Origin of the sequence: Rhodococcus sp. A14 (assembly GCF_011603105.1) — a bacterium.
Lineage (GTDB): Bacteria > Actinomycetota > Actinomycetes > Mycobacteriales > Mycobacteriaceae > Rhodococcus_F > Rhodococcus_F opacus.
The window spans coordinates 1-14173 of record NZ_JAAOQS010000053.1; the positions used below are offsets into that span (position 1 = coordinate 1).

Sequence of the window (14173 nt, forward strand, 5' to 3'; positions counted from 1 at the left end):
GGCGGCGGGGCCACGGGCCGCGCGTTCTGAGGCTGGGCGGCGGCAGGTCGGGGCGGCGGCGGCGTCGCCGGGACTGCGGGTTTCGTCACGGGGATCGCGACCGTCTCGTCGTCCGACGGCGGTGTCGTCTGCCCCTGCACCGTCGGGGTCTGCGTGGTCGGTGCGCGGTGCATCTTCACGGTCGCGGCGTCGCCCGATGCCGGCACGCTCTTCTGCGTCGGGATCGCGGTGGTGGCCGCCTCGGATGCCTTGTCCGCGGGTTTCGCGGCAGAGTCCGGGCCGGCCTGAGGTGTCTCGGCTCGTGGGCGTGGTGCCGGAGGCTTGGGCAGTTCGGGCTGCGGCTCGTCGGCCTTCTTCTCTGCCGCCTTCTCGGGGGCCTTCTTCTGCGGGGGCTTCGGCTCGGGTGACTTCGGTGCGGCGGGCTCTGCATCCGCCGCGGGCTGCGCGGTCTTCGCAGGCTTCGCGGTCGCGTCGGCGCCGCCGGTGCCCTTGCCGGCGGTGGTGCCTGCCGCTGCCGGTCCGGACGGTGTGTCCGCGGCCGGCTTCTGAGTCGATTCGTCTTTCTTCGGGTCCTGCACGCGCTGCCCCTCGGTCTGCAGAGAAATGAACGTTGGGGGCAGCCTAACGACATCGTGCGTCATCGGAGACCACGACAGGGCGCGTCGCGGACGCGGGCCGACGCAGTGACGGCACTGCGGCGGGGGCACAATAGGCGCATGACGTCTTTCGGTGACCTTCTCGGACCACAGCCCACGCTGCTCCCCGGGGACGACGAGGCCGAATCGGCCCTGTTGAACCACGAGGATCCGGCTTCCGTCGCAGCCGCCCATCCCACCGCCTCCATCGCATGGGCCTACCTGGCCGAGGCGGCCCTCCAGGCCGACGAGACCATCGCGGCGTACGCCTACGCGCGCACCGGGTACCACCGTGGACTGGACCAGTTGCGTCGCAACGGCTGGAAGGGTTTCGGCCCGGTTCCCTACAGCCACGAACCCAACCGCGGCTTCCTCCGGTGCGTCGCCGTGCTGGCGAAGGCGGCGAAGGCGATCGGCGAAACGGACGAGTACGCGCGGTGCCTCGATCTGCTCGAGGACTGCGATCCCCGAGCTGCCGAAGCGCTTGGCGTCGGTTAACGCCCTCAGCTCGGCGAAAGTCCGTGGCCGGGACGGGCTGAGGACTTCGGCCCAGCGACTGCGGGTGTCGGCACTGCCCATCCTGCAGTGCGCGATCGCTGCCGGCGCTGCCTGGTGGGTGGCGACGGTGGTGATCGGTCACCCGACGCCGTTCTTCGCGCCGATCGCCGCGGTGGTATCGCTGGGGCTGTCACTCGGCGCCCGCCTGCGCCGTTCCGTCGAGTTGGTGGCCGGTGTGACGATCGGGATCGGGGTCGGCGACCTCATCGTCTCCGTGATCGGGAGCGGTACCTGGCAGATCACCCTTGTCGTGATTCTGGCGATGTCCGCGGCCGTATTGCTGAACAGCGGACCGATCTTCTCGATGCAGGCGGGTAACTCCGCGGTGCTCGTGGCGACGTTGCTGCCACCCGGCGGCACCGCAGGTATCGACCGCATGGTGGACGCTCTGACCGGTGGCCTGGTGGGGATCGCCGTCGTCGCGCTGATTCCCACGCATCCCGTGGGGCGGGCGCGGAAGTACGCCGCGAACGTTCTCGGGACGGCGTCCGAAGTGATGCAGCTGGTGGCCGACGGTCTGGTGGCCAACGACGACAAGCCCATCGAGAAGGCCCTCCAAAAGGCGCGGGCAACGCAGGCGTCCATCGACACGCTGCGAACCCACCTCGCGGGCGGCCGCGAGATCAGCCGCATCTCGCCGCTGTACTGGAACACCCGCGGCCGGCTCGAACGACTCACCGCGGCCGCGGACCCACTCGACAATGCCTTGCGCAACATCCGGGTGCTCGCGCGGCGTTCGCTCACGCTGGTGCGTGACGACGAGATTCTCAACCCACGGCTCGTCGACCAGGTGGAGAAACTCGCCCACGCCTTGGAAACCCTCCGGCAGATGGCGCTCGCGGACCCCGGTCAGCAACCCGATCAGGCCGAGGCGGCGCGGGTGCTCCGTTCGGTGGCGTCGGGATTGAAACCGGAACTGGTGGAGAACGCGGGCCTGTCGGCCACGGTCGTCTTCGCGCAGATCCGGTCACTGACCGTCGACCTTCTGCAGGTCGCAGGGCTGAAGCGCATTTCGGCCATCGCCACCCTGCCGCCGACCGTGGAGAAGCCGGCCTATCGTCCCGAGCTCTGACCGCCCGAGCACGCTGTTGAACGTATGCGCATGTACGCATATGATCGGCAGAACTCGGGAGGAGGCTCACCCATGGGAGTCGGTCACGGCCATTCGCACGGCAACACGCAAGGCAGCGGTGAGGTAGGCCCGTCGCGGGGGCGGATCCGCCGCATGGTGATCGCTCTCGTCATCCTCCTCGCGTTCCTCGTTCTCGAGGTCGTCGTCGGTCTGACCGTCAACTCGCTGTCGCTGCTCGCCGACGCCGGGCACATGCTGACCGACGTCGTCGGAATGTCGATGGGTCTCGTCGCACTGCTCCTGGCACGCAAAGGCAGTGCCACCGCGGCCCGGACCTTCGGCTGGCACCGCGCCGAAGTGCTCACGGCCATGGCCAATGCCGCGATGCTGCTCGCCGTCGCGGTCTGGGTGTTCTACGAGGCGATCTCCCGCATCGGCGACGCCCCCGACCTTCCGGGCATGGCGCTGATCCTCACCGCATCCGTCGGACTGGCCGCGAACCTCGTGGTGATGCTGATGCTGCGCGCCGATTCCAAGGACAGCCTGGCAGTCCGCGGCGCATACCTCGAAGTGCTCGCGGACGCCGTCGGCAGCGTCGGCGTGCTCATCGCCGGCGGCGTCGTGCTGGCGTTCGACTGGACCTACGCCGACATCATCGTCGGTGTCCTCATCTCGCTGTGGGTGGTGCCGCGGGCGATGAAACTGGCCGCCGCGTCGCTGCGCATCCTCACGCAGGCGTCTCCCGAGGACGTCGACGTCGAATCGGTGCAGGCCGACCTCGAAGCGCTGCCCGGGGTCACCGGTGTCCACGACCTCCACGTGTGGACGCTCACGACGGGAATGGACGTGGCCACCGTCCACCTGACCACGGACGCCGACTCGTCCGCCGTCCTCGAATCGGCGCGGACCGTCCTCGAGAGCCACCTGCTCTCCCACGCCACGGTGCAGGTGGAATCCACCGCCAACGGACGCCACTGCGCCGAGAACGTCACCTGGTAGGGGCCCTGTCTGTTTCGTCCGGTTACGCGGCGGGAAACCGTTGTGGGACGACTCACGGAAGGGAACCCCATGTCCACTCTCGCAGCGTTCGCACGACCCGTCGCCGTTGCCGCACTCGGTGCGGCCGCCCTCTTCGCAGCACCGGCCGCCGCCTCCGCCGCGCCGTTCATGCCCGATCCGCTGGCGAACTGTAAGCCCGCCGCGACGCTCGATGTCGAAAAGAAAGGCAACCAGGTCGAGTGGGAGTTCGAGGGACCGGAAAAGGCCACGACCGACGCCCAGGTGACGTACCTCAACATCGGCGGCCAGGCGCCGACGCTCGGCACGTCCGGACCGTTGACGAACGGTGAGGGTGTCGAACGCGAACTGCCCGGCTTCACCGGACATTTGATTCCCGGCGGAACCTACGACCCCGACGGGCCGAAGGGGCCGCTGGAGGCCTGCACTCTCGGCTTCGGATTCGCCGTCACGCAGTGACCGTCACTTGGTGAACCGGGTGACACCCGCACCCGGCCGCCACAGGTCGACGTACAGGTGGTCGCCGTCGACGGTGTTGAGCACCACCTCGTCGAGGCCGAGTTCGAAGACGTCCGCCTCGGGGATTTCGTCGGGATAGTGCTCGAGGATCTGCTGTTTCAGCTCTCCGAGGATCTCGTCTGCGCGGCCGCTGATCTTGGCGTCGCCGCCGTCCATCGTGTGGTGACCGGGGTTGCTGTGGAGAGAGAATCGCGGATCGCGTTGCAGGTCCTGCACTTTGCGTGCACCGACCATCGAGCCGAGCAGTAACGCGCCCTCGTAGAACTCGACCTCGGTGCCGCTCACTCTCGGGGAACCGTCCTTGCGGAGTGTCGCCAGCACGTGGTGCTTGTGCGCCTCGAAGCGTGCGGCGACAGCCTTGGCGAGGTCGGGTGCTTCTGTCTCGAACTGCGTCCAGTTGGTCATGCCGACCAGTGTGCTCTCCTATCCCTGACATCTACTGTCAGGGATTTTCACTAGAATCGGAGCATGCGTTCGAGTCGGCTCGTCGAGGTGATGCTCCGTCTGGAGGGCAGTCGCAGGGCCACCGCGCAGCAACTCGCGGACGAACTCGGGGTCTCGGTCCGCACCGTGTATCGCGACGTCACGGCGTTGTCGGCGGCCGGTGTGCCGGTGTGGACGGAGAGCGGACCCGGTGGCGGAATCCGGTTGCTCGACGGCTGGCAGTCGAAACTCGGCGGGATGACGGGCGAGGAGACGTCCGCGTTGATGTTGCTCGGTGTCCCGTCGATCGCCGACGATCTCGGTCTTCGCGACGTCACCGCTGCCGCGCAGTCGAAGCTGTTGGGGGCGTTGCCTGTCCCGCTGCGCGCCGGGGCTCAGCTGTGGCGGGATCGGCTCTACGTCGACGCCCCCGGCTGGTTCGACGGGCCACGCGACAACGGCGATCTCCCGGTGGTGGCGTCCGCGGTGCTCGAGGGTCGGCGTCTCGGTATCCGCTACCGGAAGGGGAGCCGTTCCGCGGCAAGAACTCTCGATCCCCTGGGTCTGGTGGCGAAGGCCGGTGTCTGGTATCTCGTTGCGCAGCATCGCGGACGGACGCTGTCGTACCGGGTGTCGCGGATCAGTGACGCGACCGTGCTGAATCAACCGGCGGTACGTCCCGAGAATTTCGATCTGGGTGCGTGGTGGACGGCGTCGGTGGCCGAATTCGATCGTGCCCTTCTGCGATTCCGGTGCCGCGTGCGGCTCTCGCCCGCGTCGTGGCGACGGCTGCCGCGGGTGGTGGGTGTGGAAGCCGCACGCGTCGAACCCGGCCCGCCGGATGACGCCGGCTGGGTGACCGTCGACCTGTCGCTCGAGGCCGAAGACGTGGCACTCGACCAGTTGACCGTTCTCGGCGGGGGAGTCGAAGTGCTCCAGCCGCCTTCGCTACGCGAATCGCTGCGTGCGGTGGGAGACGCGATCGCCCGCCGGAACGGCTGAGATGGACTACCTCCGCGTCACCCGAGTCGTTCGAGCACCGTGGCGTTGGCGAGTCCGCCGGCCTCGCACATGGTCTGCAGGCCGAACTGGGCCCCGCGCTGGTCCATCGCGTTCACCAGCGTGGTCATGAGCCGGGCGCCGCTGGCCCCCAGCGGATGTCCGAGCGCGATCGCGCCGCCGTGCACGTTGACGCGGTCCAGGTCGGCTCCGGTGTCCGCGGCCCAGGCCAGGACCACCGGCGCGAAGGCCTCGTTGACTTCGAACAGGTCGATGTCGGAGATGTCGAGGCCGCTGCGCTGCAGCACCTTGCGTGTCGCGGGGATGACCGCGGTGAGCATCATCAGCGGATCGTCGCCGACGACGGAGAAGCTGTGGAGCCGGGCCAGCGGCCGCAGTCCCAGGCGTCCCGCGATCTCACTCGTGGTGATCATGAGCGCCGCACTTCCGTCCGACAGGGGACTGCTGTTGCCCGCGGTGATCGACCAGTCGATCTGCGGGAACCTCTCCTCGTAGAAGTCACTGCGGAAGGCCGGTCGCAGGCCGGCGAGAGCGTCCAGCGTCGTGTCCGGCCGGATGGCCTCGTCGACGCTCAGCTCCGGCAGGACGGCGAGTTCCTTCGCGAAGTTCCCGGCACTCGTTGCCGCCGCGGCCTTCTGATGGCTGCGCAGGGCGAACTCGTCCAGCTGGGTGCGCGAGAGTCCCCACCGGGCGGCGATGAGTTCGGCGCTGATGCCCTGCGGGACGAGGCCGTCGGGGTAGCGGCGCTCGAAGCCGACACCCATCGATTCGCGTCCGATGCTGCTGGACCCCATGGGAACTCGGCCCATCGATTCGACTCCGGCGGCGACGACGATGTCGTAGGCGCCCGACATCACGCCCTGCGCGGCGAAGTGGACGGCCTGCTGGCTGCTGCCGCACTGCCGGTCGACGGTCGTGCCGGGCACGGATTCGGGGAATCCGGCGGCGAGAAGCGCACTGCGGGTGATGTTCTGGCTCTGGTCACCGACCTGGGTGACGGTGCCGCCGATGACGTCGTCGATCAGTGCGGGATCGATTCCCGTGCGCTCGACGAGGGTCGACAGGCTGTGGGCGAGAAGGTCGACGGGGTGCACTCCGTGCAGGGCGCCGGAGGGCTTGCCCTTGCCGATCGGCGTGCGGACGGCCTCGACGATGACGGCGTCTCTCATGATCGTTCCTTTCGGTGCTGTGAGTACTTGTCAACCGCGGGCGGTTGACAAGTACTCACGGGGTGGATTCATCCGTGTGGCGGTGAGTGCGGCGACGACGGCCACCACAGCCACCGCCGACCAGGCGAGTTGGAACGCGGCGTGGGTGTCTTCGTCACCGGCGGTCGTACCGAGGAGGGCGACCAGCATGCTCACGCCCAGCACGGTTCCGACCTGACGGCTCATGGTGACGACGGCACTACCGGTGGCCGAGCGCGACTGCGGTAGTCCGGCGGTGGCGGACGACAGGATCGTCGGCAACGCCAGACCGACCCCGACACCGGCGATCATCCAGCCGGGCAGTAGTTCCGACGCGTACTGCGGTTCCATCCCGACGGACGAGAGAACGAGCACGGCGCCGGCCGCCCACAGGGCGCTGCCCGCCGCGGTGATCGCTCCGGCCGAGAACCTGCGGGACAGGAACTGGCCGACCACGGCGAACACCGGCACCATCAACGGGCCCGGCGCGATCGCGAGACCCGTCAGCAGCGCGGAGTACCCCCACACCTGCTGCAGCCACAGGATGTTCGCGAGCAGGCCGGCTGCGAAGGCGGCACTGAACGCGAGCGCCGTCACGTTCGACCAGGCGAACGTCCGCACCTTCAGCATGGCGGGTTCGATGAGCGGCTCGCGCTGCCTGCTGTTTCTCCACCAGAACAGTGCGACCGACGCGGCAGCGACGGTGAACGCGAGCGCGATTCGGGGGTCGCCCCAGCCCCAGTCGGGTCCCTGGACCAGCCCGAGTGCGAGGGCACCGATGCCGACGGTCAACAGGGCGGCGCCGAACAGGTCGAGGTTTGTGTCACGGGCGGCCGGGCGGAAGTCGGGGACCAACCGGACGGTGGCGATCAGGAAGGCGATACCGATGGGGACGTTGATCAGGAAGGCCCAGCGCCACGACGCCTCGACGAGCAGGCCACCCACCACGGGACCGAAGGCCGCGGCCGCGGCGCCCGACGCGGCCCAGATCCGGACCGCGCCCGCACGTGTGGCTTCGGGGACCGTGCTGATGAGCAGTCCCAGGCTGGCGGGGGTCAGGGCGGCGGCACCGACGGCCTGGAGCAGTCGGAAGGCGACGAGCAGCCACAGCGAGGGGCTCAGCGCGCATGCCGCGCTCGCCACGGTGAACAGCGCCAGCCCGAGAAGGAATCCGCGCCGGCGGCCGACGCGGTCGGCCCAGCGTCCGAGCGGAACCAGGAGTGCGGCGAACACGATCGCATAGCCGCCCAGCACCCAGCTGAGGTCGCCGAGGCTGTAGCCGGGGTAGCTCGCCGCGATGTCGCCGAACGCGACGTTGACGACGAACAGATCGAGGCTGGCGACGAACGGCGCGCCGGAGAGGACGGTGAGGAGCGGGCCGAGCCGCACTTCCTCACGCACCTGACTATTGAGGGCCATAGTCAGCAATCTACACCTGACTATGGCTATGGCAAGTCAGGTGTGACGGACACCTCGGATCGACGGTTTGCGCTGCAGAGATCCCGTGGCGGTCCTAACGTGAGGCATGGCTGTTCTGACCCCCGGATTCCACGGCAGACCTCGCAGCGAGCACTCTCTTCCGCCCGGGCAGTACGAGGTCGGCGATTTCCCGGTCCTCTCGGCGGGACCGACGCCCCGCGTCCCGACCGACACGTGGACGCTGACCGTGACCGACCAGACCGGCCGGCGCCGCGAGTGGTCGTGGGCCGAATTCATGAAGCTCCCGCAGGAGCGGCCGACGGTCGACCTCCACTGCGTCACACGTTGGTCGAAGTTCGGAACGTCGTGGAAGGGGGTCTCGCTCGACACCCTGTTCGCGGACGTCGAGACGTCCGCGGGATTCGTCCTCGTCGGATGCGACGGCGGCTACACCACGAACCTCCCCATCGCCGACATCCTCGGCGGCAAGGCGTGGATCGTGCACACCTACGAGGGGGCGCCCCTCGCACCGGTGCACGGGGGTCCGGCCCGTCTGCTCGTGCCGCATCTCTACCTGTGGAAGTCCGCGAAGTGGGTTCGGTCGATTCAGCTCGTCACCCAGGACGTCCCGGGCTTCTGGGAGCAACTCGGATACCACGATCGCGGCGACCCGTGGCGGGAGCAGAGGTACCAGGGTGACCAGTGAACTTCTGGGCCGCGCCGTGCTCAGCTGGCGAGTGGCGGAACTCGTCGACTCGTGGCCCGAGACGGCGAGTGCGCGGGCACTGGTCCTCGAGGTCCCGGACTGGCCGGGGCATCGCGCCGGGCAGCACGTCGATCTCCGCCTGACCGGTCCCGACGGATACACCACCGAACGGAGCTACTCGCTGGCGTCGCCGGCCGAGCGTTCACCGGGTGGGTGGCGATTGCAGTTGGTCGTCCAGCGGGTGGCGGACGGTGAGGTGTCTCCGTATCTGACCGAGGTGTTCGCCGCGGGCAATCTGATCGAGGTGCGCGGACCGATCGGTGGCTGGTTCGTGTGGTCGCCGCGCGAGGGTGGCGGCGCGCCGGTGCTTCTCGTCGCGGGTGGGTCGGGGATCGTGCCGCTGATGTCGATGATTCGCGAGCGCCGGTTCCGGCACGACCGCACGCCGTTCCGGCTCGTGTATTCCCTCCGGACGCAGGCCGACGAATTGTTCGCGGACGAGCTGAACCGGCCCGGGAGCGGCGACGGGGGAGTCGAGACGTTCGTCCTCTGCACCCGTGAGGACTCGCGGCGTCCGGCGGGTCGGATCACTGCCGCCGATCTCGCGGCATGGGGATGGCCGGCGGACTTCGCGCCGCGCTGCTTCGTCTGCGGGCCCACCGGATTCGTCGAGGAGGCGGCTCGCCTGCTGCTCTCGCTCGGGCACTCGCCGGACGACATCAAGACCGAGAGGTTCGGTCCTTCGGGACCGTGACCGGAGGAAGGAATTGTCGATGAGTACGTTGCAGGGCAACGACTTCGAGGACGGGAACGTTCTCGGCGGGCCGTTCGCGGAGATCTTCGTTCACGACCTCACCGCGGCGACCGGACAGTGCCGGTTCTGCGGTCTCGACGGACCGATGGCGGCGGTGCACGTCTATACGCGTGCGCCCGGTGTGGTCGTGCGGTGCCCGGGATGTCAGGAGGTGCTGCTGCGACTGGTGTCGACTCCGCGCGGGCTCGAACTCGACGCCAGCGGGCTGTCGCACCTGTCCTGGAAACTGTGAGCGCTGACTATGGAATTTGCAAGTCAGCTATGCTGAGGTGCATGGACGCGGCACGGTTGGACGGCTTTCTGGCAGATCGCGACACCTGGCGGGCGACGCACTGCTCCATCGGCAAGGCGATGGACGTGATCGGCACGCGTTCGGCCGTCCTGATCCTGCGCGAGGCCTACTACGGCACCACGCGATTCGACGACTTCGCGAAACGGGTCGGCATCACCGAGGCCGTGGCGGCGTCCAGGCTGCGTGAACTGACGGCCGAGGGCCTGTTCGAGCGGCAACCCTACAAGGAACCCGGGCAGCGCACCCGCTACGAATACGTGCTCACCGAGAAGGGGCGCGACCTCCTGCCCGCCGTGCTCGCGCTGATGCAGTGGGGCGACAAGTATCTCCAGGGCAAGCACGGTGCACCCATCGGGGTGCGGGACGACGCGACCGGCGAACCCGTGCGCGTCGAGGTCCGCAGCCCCGACCGCGAGGTGCCGCTGGCGGAACTGCGGCTGACCCCCAACTTCACCGAAGAGGATGCGTCCCGCCCGTGAGTACTTCTCAACCGCCCGCGGTTAATAAGTACTCACGGGTCAGAGCCAGAAGCGCATCAGGTAGTTGCCGTACTGCGCGTAGATCTCCGGAACCCCGGACAGTTCGAACAGCCGGTAGATGACGTCGAAGAACACCACGTTGATCGACGGCACGAACAGCAGCGCCACGAGGATCAGCAGTCCGTACGGCTTGAACTGGTCGACGGACCTGCGGGTGCGGGGCGGCAGGAACGGCTCGAGCGCGGCGTACCCGTCGAGTCCGGGTACCGGCAGGAGATTGAGCACGGTGGCCATCACCTGCAGGAACGCGAGGAAACTCAGTCCCGTCCAGAATACCTGGTGGTCGCCGCCCAGCCCGAACCAGCGGATCACCGCGAGGAGGACGATCGCGGACACCAGATTCACGGCGGGTCCGGCGAGCGACACCCGCGCCTGCACCTTCGGCGAGAACAGTCCGGTGCGCAGGTACACGGCGCCGCCGGGCAACCCGATCCCGCCGAGTGCGATGAACAGCACCGGCAGACCGATCGACAGCAGCGGGTGGCTGTACTTCACCGGGTTGAGCGTGAGATAGCCGCGCACCTCGACGTCGGTGTCGCCGTGCCGCCACGCCGTGAACGCGTGCGCGAACTCGTGCAGGCAGAGCGTCACCACCCATCCCGCGACCACGAGCAGGAACACCCCGACGTGGCCGAGGACGGACTCCAGTTCGGCGCGCCACGCGAGAACACCGCCGGCGACCGCCACGGCGACGACCAGAAGGAACACCGGACTGGGGCGTACCGCGGTGGTCCGCGCCCGGGGCAGGCTCATCGGACCAGCAACCACTCTTGGTCGTGACGGTAGAACGTCGAACGCTTGACTTCGCGCGGGTTCGGCACGCCGTCGCGGGTCAGCGCCGCGGCGGGCGACCCGAGCTGCACGGCGCGGCCCTCCACCCAGCGGCGGGGCAGCCAGCGCCTGCGAGGTTCGACCGACGCCCGCAGACCGGGCATCCGTGGGGTCGGGGTGACGTTCATGCTCGTCGTCGTCCCCGAGAACAACCGGGTGTCGTCGACGTAGGCCTCGCCGACGAGCGGCCCCCCGTCCGGTCCCGTGACGGTGGCGCACCCGACGAGCGCGATGCCCGCGTCGTCGCGGATGAGGGGGACCGGCTTGGCCGTCCCCTTCAGCGCGGTGCGGGCGCCGCGGGCGCCGGAGGACAGGTGGTAGGCGTCCGTCGCCTCCGAACGATGCTCCGCGACGTACGCGAGTTCGATGTGCAGGCGTTCGGTGCGCATCAACCGGGTCAGGGTGGCCGCGAAGGCGGCGTCGCTGCCCACCACGATCAGTCGCGGATCCACGACGACCTGAAGTTTGGAGAAGACCTCGTCGAAGTCGTCCTTGTCCGGGACGGCAGGTGCGCTCGAGGTCGAAATGGAGCCCAGAGGTAGGGGAAGCGGCACGTCGCCGCAAATGAGCACTACGGGGGTCAACGCCACTCCTCGCCCGGATGTCCCGCCGCGATTTCCGCAGCTTCCCTTTCGGATCATCCTAGTGGCACGCCCGAGATGGCCTCCCCAGCCGTACTGTGGGGTCTGTTCTCCGTGCCCTCGGCTAGACTGTTCCCCCGGCCACTGCCTACGAACGGCAGGACCACGCAGTCGGATACGACTGTACGTCGACCGTAGGAGACAACGTCATGCCGGCAATCGTCCTGATCGGCGCCCAGTGGGGCGACGAGGGCAAGGGCAAAGCTACCGATCTACTGGGCGGACGCCTGCAGTGGGTGGTGCGCTACCAGGGCGGTAACAACGCCGGACACACTGTGGTTCTTCCGAACGGCGACAAGTTCGCGCTGCATCTGATCCCGTCCGGAATCCTCACTCCGGGCGTCACGAACGTCATCGGCAACGGTGTCGTGGTGGACCCGGGAGTGCTGCTCACCGAACTCGCCGGACTCGACGAGCGGGGTGTGGACACCAGCCGCCTGCTGCTCTCGGCCGATGCGCACCTGATCATGCCGTACCACGTTGCCATCGACAAGGTCACCGAACGCTTCCTCGGGGCCAAGAAGATCGGCACCACCGGCCGCGGCATCGGGCCCTGCTACCAGGACAAACTCGCGCGTGTCGGCGTCCGCGTGCAGGACGTGCTGGACGAGAAGATCCTCACCCAGAAGGTCGAGGCGGCACTCGAGTTCAAGAACCAGGTGCTCGTCAAGATCTACAACCGCAAGGCCCTGGACCCGCAGCAGGTCGTCGACGAGGTGCTCGAGCAGGCAGACGGGTTCAAGCACCGGATCGCGGACACGCGCCTGCAGCTCAACGAGGCACTCGAGCGCGGCGAGACGGTGCTGCTGGAGGGTTCGCAGGGCACGCTCCTCGACGTCGACCACGGCACCTACCCCTACGTGACGTCGTCCAACCCGACGTCCGGTGGCGCAGCGGTCGGTTCGGGCATCGGACCCACCAAGATCACCACGGTGCTGGGCATCCTCAAGGCGTACACCACCCGCGTCGGCTCGGGCCCGTTCCCGACCGAACTCTTCGACCAGAACGGCGAATATCTCGCCAAGACCGGCGGCGAGGTGGGTGTCACCACCGGCCGCGCTCGTCGCACCGGATGGTTCGACGCCGTGATCGCCCGCTACGCAACGCGTGTCAACGGCATCACCGACTACTTCCTCACCAAGCTCGACGTGCTCAGCAGCCTCGACACCATCCCGATCTGCGTCGGCTACGACGTCGACGGCGTGCGGTACGACGAGATGCCCATGTCGCAGACCGACGTTCATCACGCGAAGCCGATCTACGAGGAAATGCCCGGTTGGTGGGAAGACATCTCCCATGCCCGGACGTTCGAGGAGCTCCCCAAGAACGCGCAGAACTATGTCCTGCGCCTCGAGGAACTGTCGGGTGCGTACATCTCCTGCATCGGTGTCGGCCCCGGCCGCGACGAGACCATCGTCCGCCGCGACGTGGTGCGGTAGTCCGCGCGCCTGTCGCCGAATGTGACATCGGTTCAGTTGAATTGAACCGATGCGACATTCGGCGATCCGCGATACATTCGAGCCGATGATCAGGACTGTCGAAGCGAGTACCCGGACGCCGGCCGGCCGGTGGTACGACAGCTTCCACGCAGCGGCCGCCGTCCTGGAGGCATTCGGGCACGACACGCCGGACACCGGCAGGTGCGTGGCGGTGGTGTCGACGGATCTGGGCGTCTGGGTGTTCGAGGGTGACCCGAGGTCGACGGTGGACGCGTTCGTCCACGCGGTGGAGCGGGCGATACTCGCCGGCGGGCAGGCGTTCGTGCTGGGATGCGCCAGGGTGACCGGTGCGGATCAGCGGGCCGTCCGGACCCTCCGGGTTCCGGGCGGCGACAGGATGGCGGCGGCCGCGGCGTTGGCGCGCGAACTCGTCGGCGACCCGCAGGCGCTGATCAGAACAGCACCGGGTCGTCGAAACCCGGAGTGTGCTCGAGGGCCAGCAGTTCGCGCTTGGTGAGGGTGCCGCCGCCGGCGGAGAAGCCGCCCACCTGCCCGCCGGCGGCGAGGACGCGATGGCACGGGATCACGATCGGCAGCGGGTTACGGCCGAGGGCCTGACCGACGGCCTGCGCGGCACCCGGCTTGCCGAGTTCCGCCGCGATGTCGCCGTAGGTGAGCGTGGTGCCCGGGTCGATTGCGCGGGTGAGGTCGTATACGGTGCAGTCGAATTCGGGGACTCCCTCGAAGTCGAGGTCGATCCACCGCAGATCGTCGAGTGCGCCGCCCAGATGTTCGCGTATTCCGTCGATGGCCCGCTGGACCGGTGCCGGCGGCTGGTGCTCCACCGCATCCGGGAAACAGTGTTCGAGACGCTGCCGGGTGGATTCGGGTGAACCTTCGGGCAATTGCACACCCACGATTCCGGCGGCCCGCCACGCGATGGCGCAGGTGCCGAGGGCCGTGTCGAACAGGGCGATTCCTGTGGTCACCAATCCAGTATGCCTCCCACATCTGACGTTCACCTTCCGTTGACCGCGGTTGGACATCCTCGAAGCTCGCCG

General features: G+C 68.4%; 17 protein-coding genes and 1 pseudogene. 11 read left to right on the forward strand and 7 right to left on the reverse strand.

The genetic code is table 11. The annotated features are described in order from the left end of the window. Positions 1-578: pseudogene (locus G9373_RS24925) on the reverse strand (transcriptional regulator); the annotation flags it as partial. Between the two features lie 138 nt (positions 579-716). Between G9373_RS24925 and G9373_RS24930 the strand changes: the two are divergent. From G9373_RS24930 to G9373_RS24945, 4 genes are all read left to right on the forward strand, one after another. Beyond that, positions 717-1133, forward strand: coding sequence for a DUF3151 domain-containing protein (locus G9373_RS24930; protein ID WP_005260038.1), 417 nt, complete (start codon positions 717-719; stop codon positions 1131-1133). A 64-nt stretch (positions 1134-1197) separates the two neighbouring features. Next, positions 1198-2265 (forward strand): FUSC family protein, encoded by a 1068-nt coding sequence (locus tag G9373_RS24935; protein ID WP_005260036.1) that lies wholly within the window; start codon positions 1198-1200, stop codon positions 2263-2265. A 72-nt stretch (positions 2266-2337) separates the two neighbouring features. Next, positions 2338-3264 (forward strand): cation diffusion facilitator family transporter, encoded by a 927-nt coding sequence (locus G9373_RS24940; protein ID WP_037204807.1) that lies wholly within the window; start codon positions 2338-2340, stop codon positions 3262-3264. 69 nt (positions 3265-3333) lie between these two features. Continuing rightward, entirely contained in the window at positions 3334-3741 is a 408-nt protein-coding gene (locus tag G9373_RS24945; RefSeq protein WP_167117255.1) for a hypothetical protein, read from the forward strand. Positions 3742-3744: 3 nt separating this feature from the next. Here the strand turns inward: G9373_RS24945 and G9373_RS24950 are convergent, their stop codons facing one another. Continuing rightward, positions 3745-4206, reverse strand: coding sequence for a pyridoxamine 5'-phosphate oxidase family protein (locus G9373_RS24950; RefSeq protein ID WP_167117258.1), 462 nt, complete (start codon positions 4204-4206; stop codon positions 3745-3747). Positions 4207-4269: 63 nt separating this feature from the next. On the opposite strand from G9373_RS24950, the gene G9373_RS24955 reads away from it, so the two are divergent. Next, the gene (locus tag G9373_RS24955; RefSeq protein ID WP_005567226.1) at positions 4270-5226 is read left to right on the forward strand and encodes a YafY family protein; all 957 of its coding nucleotides are present in this window, start codon (positions 4270-4272) and stop codon (positions 5224-5226) included. Between the two features lie 17 nt (positions 5227-5243). Here the strand turns inward: G9373_RS24955 and G9373_RS24960 are convergent, their stop codons facing one another. Both G9373_RS24960 and G9373_RS24965 read right to left on the reverse strand, forming a co-directional pair. Then, positions 5244-6413 (reverse strand): thiolase family protein, encoded by a 1170-nt coding sequence (locus G9373_RS24960; RefSeq protein WP_133986336.1) that lies wholly within the window; start codon positions 6411-6413, stop codon positions 5244-5246. Positions 6414-6443: 30 nt separating this feature from the next. Next, positions 6444-7850, reverse strand: a complete 1407-nt coding sequence (locus G9373_RS24965; RefSeq protein ID WP_167117261.1) for an MFS transporter — start codon at positions 7848-7850, stop codon at positions 6444-6446. 106 nt (positions 7851-7956) lie between these two features. On the opposite strand from G9373_RS24965, the gene G9373_RS24970 reads away from it, so the two are divergent. From G9373_RS24970 to G9373_RS24985, 4 genes are read left to right on the forward strand one after another with little or no spacing between them, the layout of a single operon-like run. After that, on the forward strand, positions 7957-8556 hold the full coding sequence (locus G9373_RS24970) for a sulfite oxidase-like oxidoreductase (protein ID WP_167117264.1): 600 nt from the start codon (positions 7957-7959) through the stop codon (positions 8554-8556). Further along, a complete protein-coding gene (locus G9373_RS24975; protein WP_167117267.1) occupies positions 8546-9310 on the forward strand; it encodes a ferredoxin reductase in 765 nt (254 codons plus the stop codon). The genes G9373_RS24970 and G9373_RS24975 overlap by 11 nt, the downstream gene beginning before the upstream one ends. A gap of 19 nt (positions 9311-9329) precedes the next feature. Next, on the forward strand, positions 9330-9602 hold the full coding sequence (locus tag G9373_RS24980; RefSeq protein ID WP_005238458.1) for a DUF6510 family protein: 273 nt from the start codon (positions 9330-9332) through the stop codon (positions 9600-9602). A 41-nt stretch (positions 9603-9643) separates the two neighbouring features. After that, on the forward strand, positions 9644-10141 hold the full coding sequence (locus tag G9373_RS24985) for a helix-turn-helix domain-containing protein (RefSeq protein WP_054248640.1): 498 nt from the start codon (positions 9644-9646) through the stop codon (positions 10139-10141). Positions 10142-10180: 39 nt separating this feature from the next. Here the strand turns inward: G9373_RS24985 and G9373_RS24990 are convergent, their stop codons facing one another. Beyond that, the gene (locus tag G9373_RS24990) at positions 10181-10954 is read right to left on the reverse strand and encodes a site-2 protease family protein (RefSeq protein ID WP_120659478.1); all 774 of its coding nucleotides are present in this window, start codon (positions 10952-10954) and stop codon (positions 10181-10183) included. Continuing rightward, the gene (locus tag G9373_RS24995) at positions 10951-11604 is read right to left on the reverse strand and encodes a hypothetical protein (protein WP_005574912.1); all 654 of its coding nucleotides are present in this window, start codon (positions 11602-11604) and stop codon (positions 10951-10953) included. Before G9373_RS24995 ends, G9373_RS24990 begins: the two co-directional genes overlap by 4 nt. Positions 11605-11822: 218 nt before the next feature. Between G9373_RS24995 and G9373_RS25000 the strand changes: the two genes are divergently transcribed. Both G9373_RS25000 and G9373_RS25005 read left to right on the forward strand, forming a co-directional pair. Further along, positions 11823-13112, forward strand: coding sequence for an adenylosuccinate synthase (locus G9373_RS25000; protein WP_005260012.1), 1290 nt, complete (start codon positions 11823-11825; stop codon positions 13110-13112). 85 nt (positions 13113-13197) lie between these two features. After that, positions 13198-13629, forward strand: coding sequence for a racemase (locus tag G9373_RS25005; protein ID WP_240482941.1), 432 nt, complete (start codon positions 13198-13200; stop codon positions 13627-13629). Here the strand turns inward: G9373_RS25005 and G9373_RS25010 are convergent. Next, positions 13565-14101 carry a methylated-DNA--[protein]-cysteine S-methyltransferase gene (locus G9373_RS25010; protein ID WP_054247807.1) on the reverse strand — a complete coding sequence of 179 codons (537 nt, stop codon included), beginning with the start codon at positions 14099-14101 and terminating at the stop codon, positions 13565-13567. The genes G9373_RS25005 and G9373_RS25010 overlap by 65 nt on opposite strands. Positions 14102-14173: the final 72 nt, after the last annotated feature.

Excerpts from the sequence above, each read along its gene's own strand:
- G9373_RS24985 (WP_054248640.1), top strand. The coding sequence starts at position 9,644 with ATGGACGCGGCACGGTTGGACGGCTTTCTGGCAGATCGCGACACCTGG.
- G9373_RS24960 (WP_133986336.1), bottom strand. The coding sequence starts at position 6,413 with ATGAGAGACGCCGTCATCGTCGAGGCCGTCCGCACGCCGATCGGCAAG.
- G9373_RS24950 (WP_167117258.1), bottom strand. The coding sequence starts at position 4,206 with ATGACCAACTGGACGCAGTTCGAGACAGAAGCACCCGACCTCGCCAAG.
- G9373_RS24965 (WP_167117261.1), bottom strand. The coding sequence starts at position 7,850 with ATGGCCCTCAATAGTCAGGTGCGTGAGGAAGTGCGGCTCGGCCCGCTC.
- G9373_RS24940 (WP_037204807.1), top strand. The coding sequence starts at position 2,338 with ATGGGAGTCGGTCACGGCCATTCGCACGGCAACACGCAAGGCAGCGGT.
- G9373_RS24980 (WP_005238458.1), top strand. The coding sequence starts at position 9,330 with ATGAGTACGTTGCAGGGCAACGACTTCGAGGACGGGAACGTTCTCGGC.
- G9373_RS24955 (WP_005567226.1), top strand. The coding sequence starts at position 4,270 with ATGCGTTCGAGTCGGCTCGTCGAGGTGATGCTCCGTCTGGAGGGCAGT.
- G9373_RS24970 (WP_167117264.1), top strand. The coding sequence starts at position 7,957 with ATGGCTGTTCTGACCCCCGGATTCCACGGCAGACCTCGCAGCGAGCAC.
- G9373_RS24990 (WP_120659478.1), bottom strand. The coding sequence starts at position 10,954 with ATGAGCCTGCCCCGGGCGCGGACCACCGCGGTACGCCCCAGTCCGGTG.
- G9373_RS24945 (WP_167117255.1), top strand. The coding sequence starts at position 3,334 with ATGTCCACTCTCGCAGCGTTCGCACGACCCGTCGCCGTTGCCGCACTC.
- G9373_RS25000 (WP_005260012.1), top strand. The coding sequence starts at position 11,823 with ATGCCGGCAATCGTCCTGATCGGCGCCCAGTGGGGCGACGAGGGCAAG.
- G9373_RS24930 (WP_005260038.1), top strand. The coding sequence starts at position 717 with ATGACGTCTTTCGGTGACCTTCTCGGACCACAGCCCACGCTGCTCCCC.
- G9373_RS25005 (WP_240482941.1), top strand. The coding sequence starts at position 13,198 with ATGATCAGGACTGTCGAAGCGAGTACCCGGACGCCGGCCGGCCGGTGG.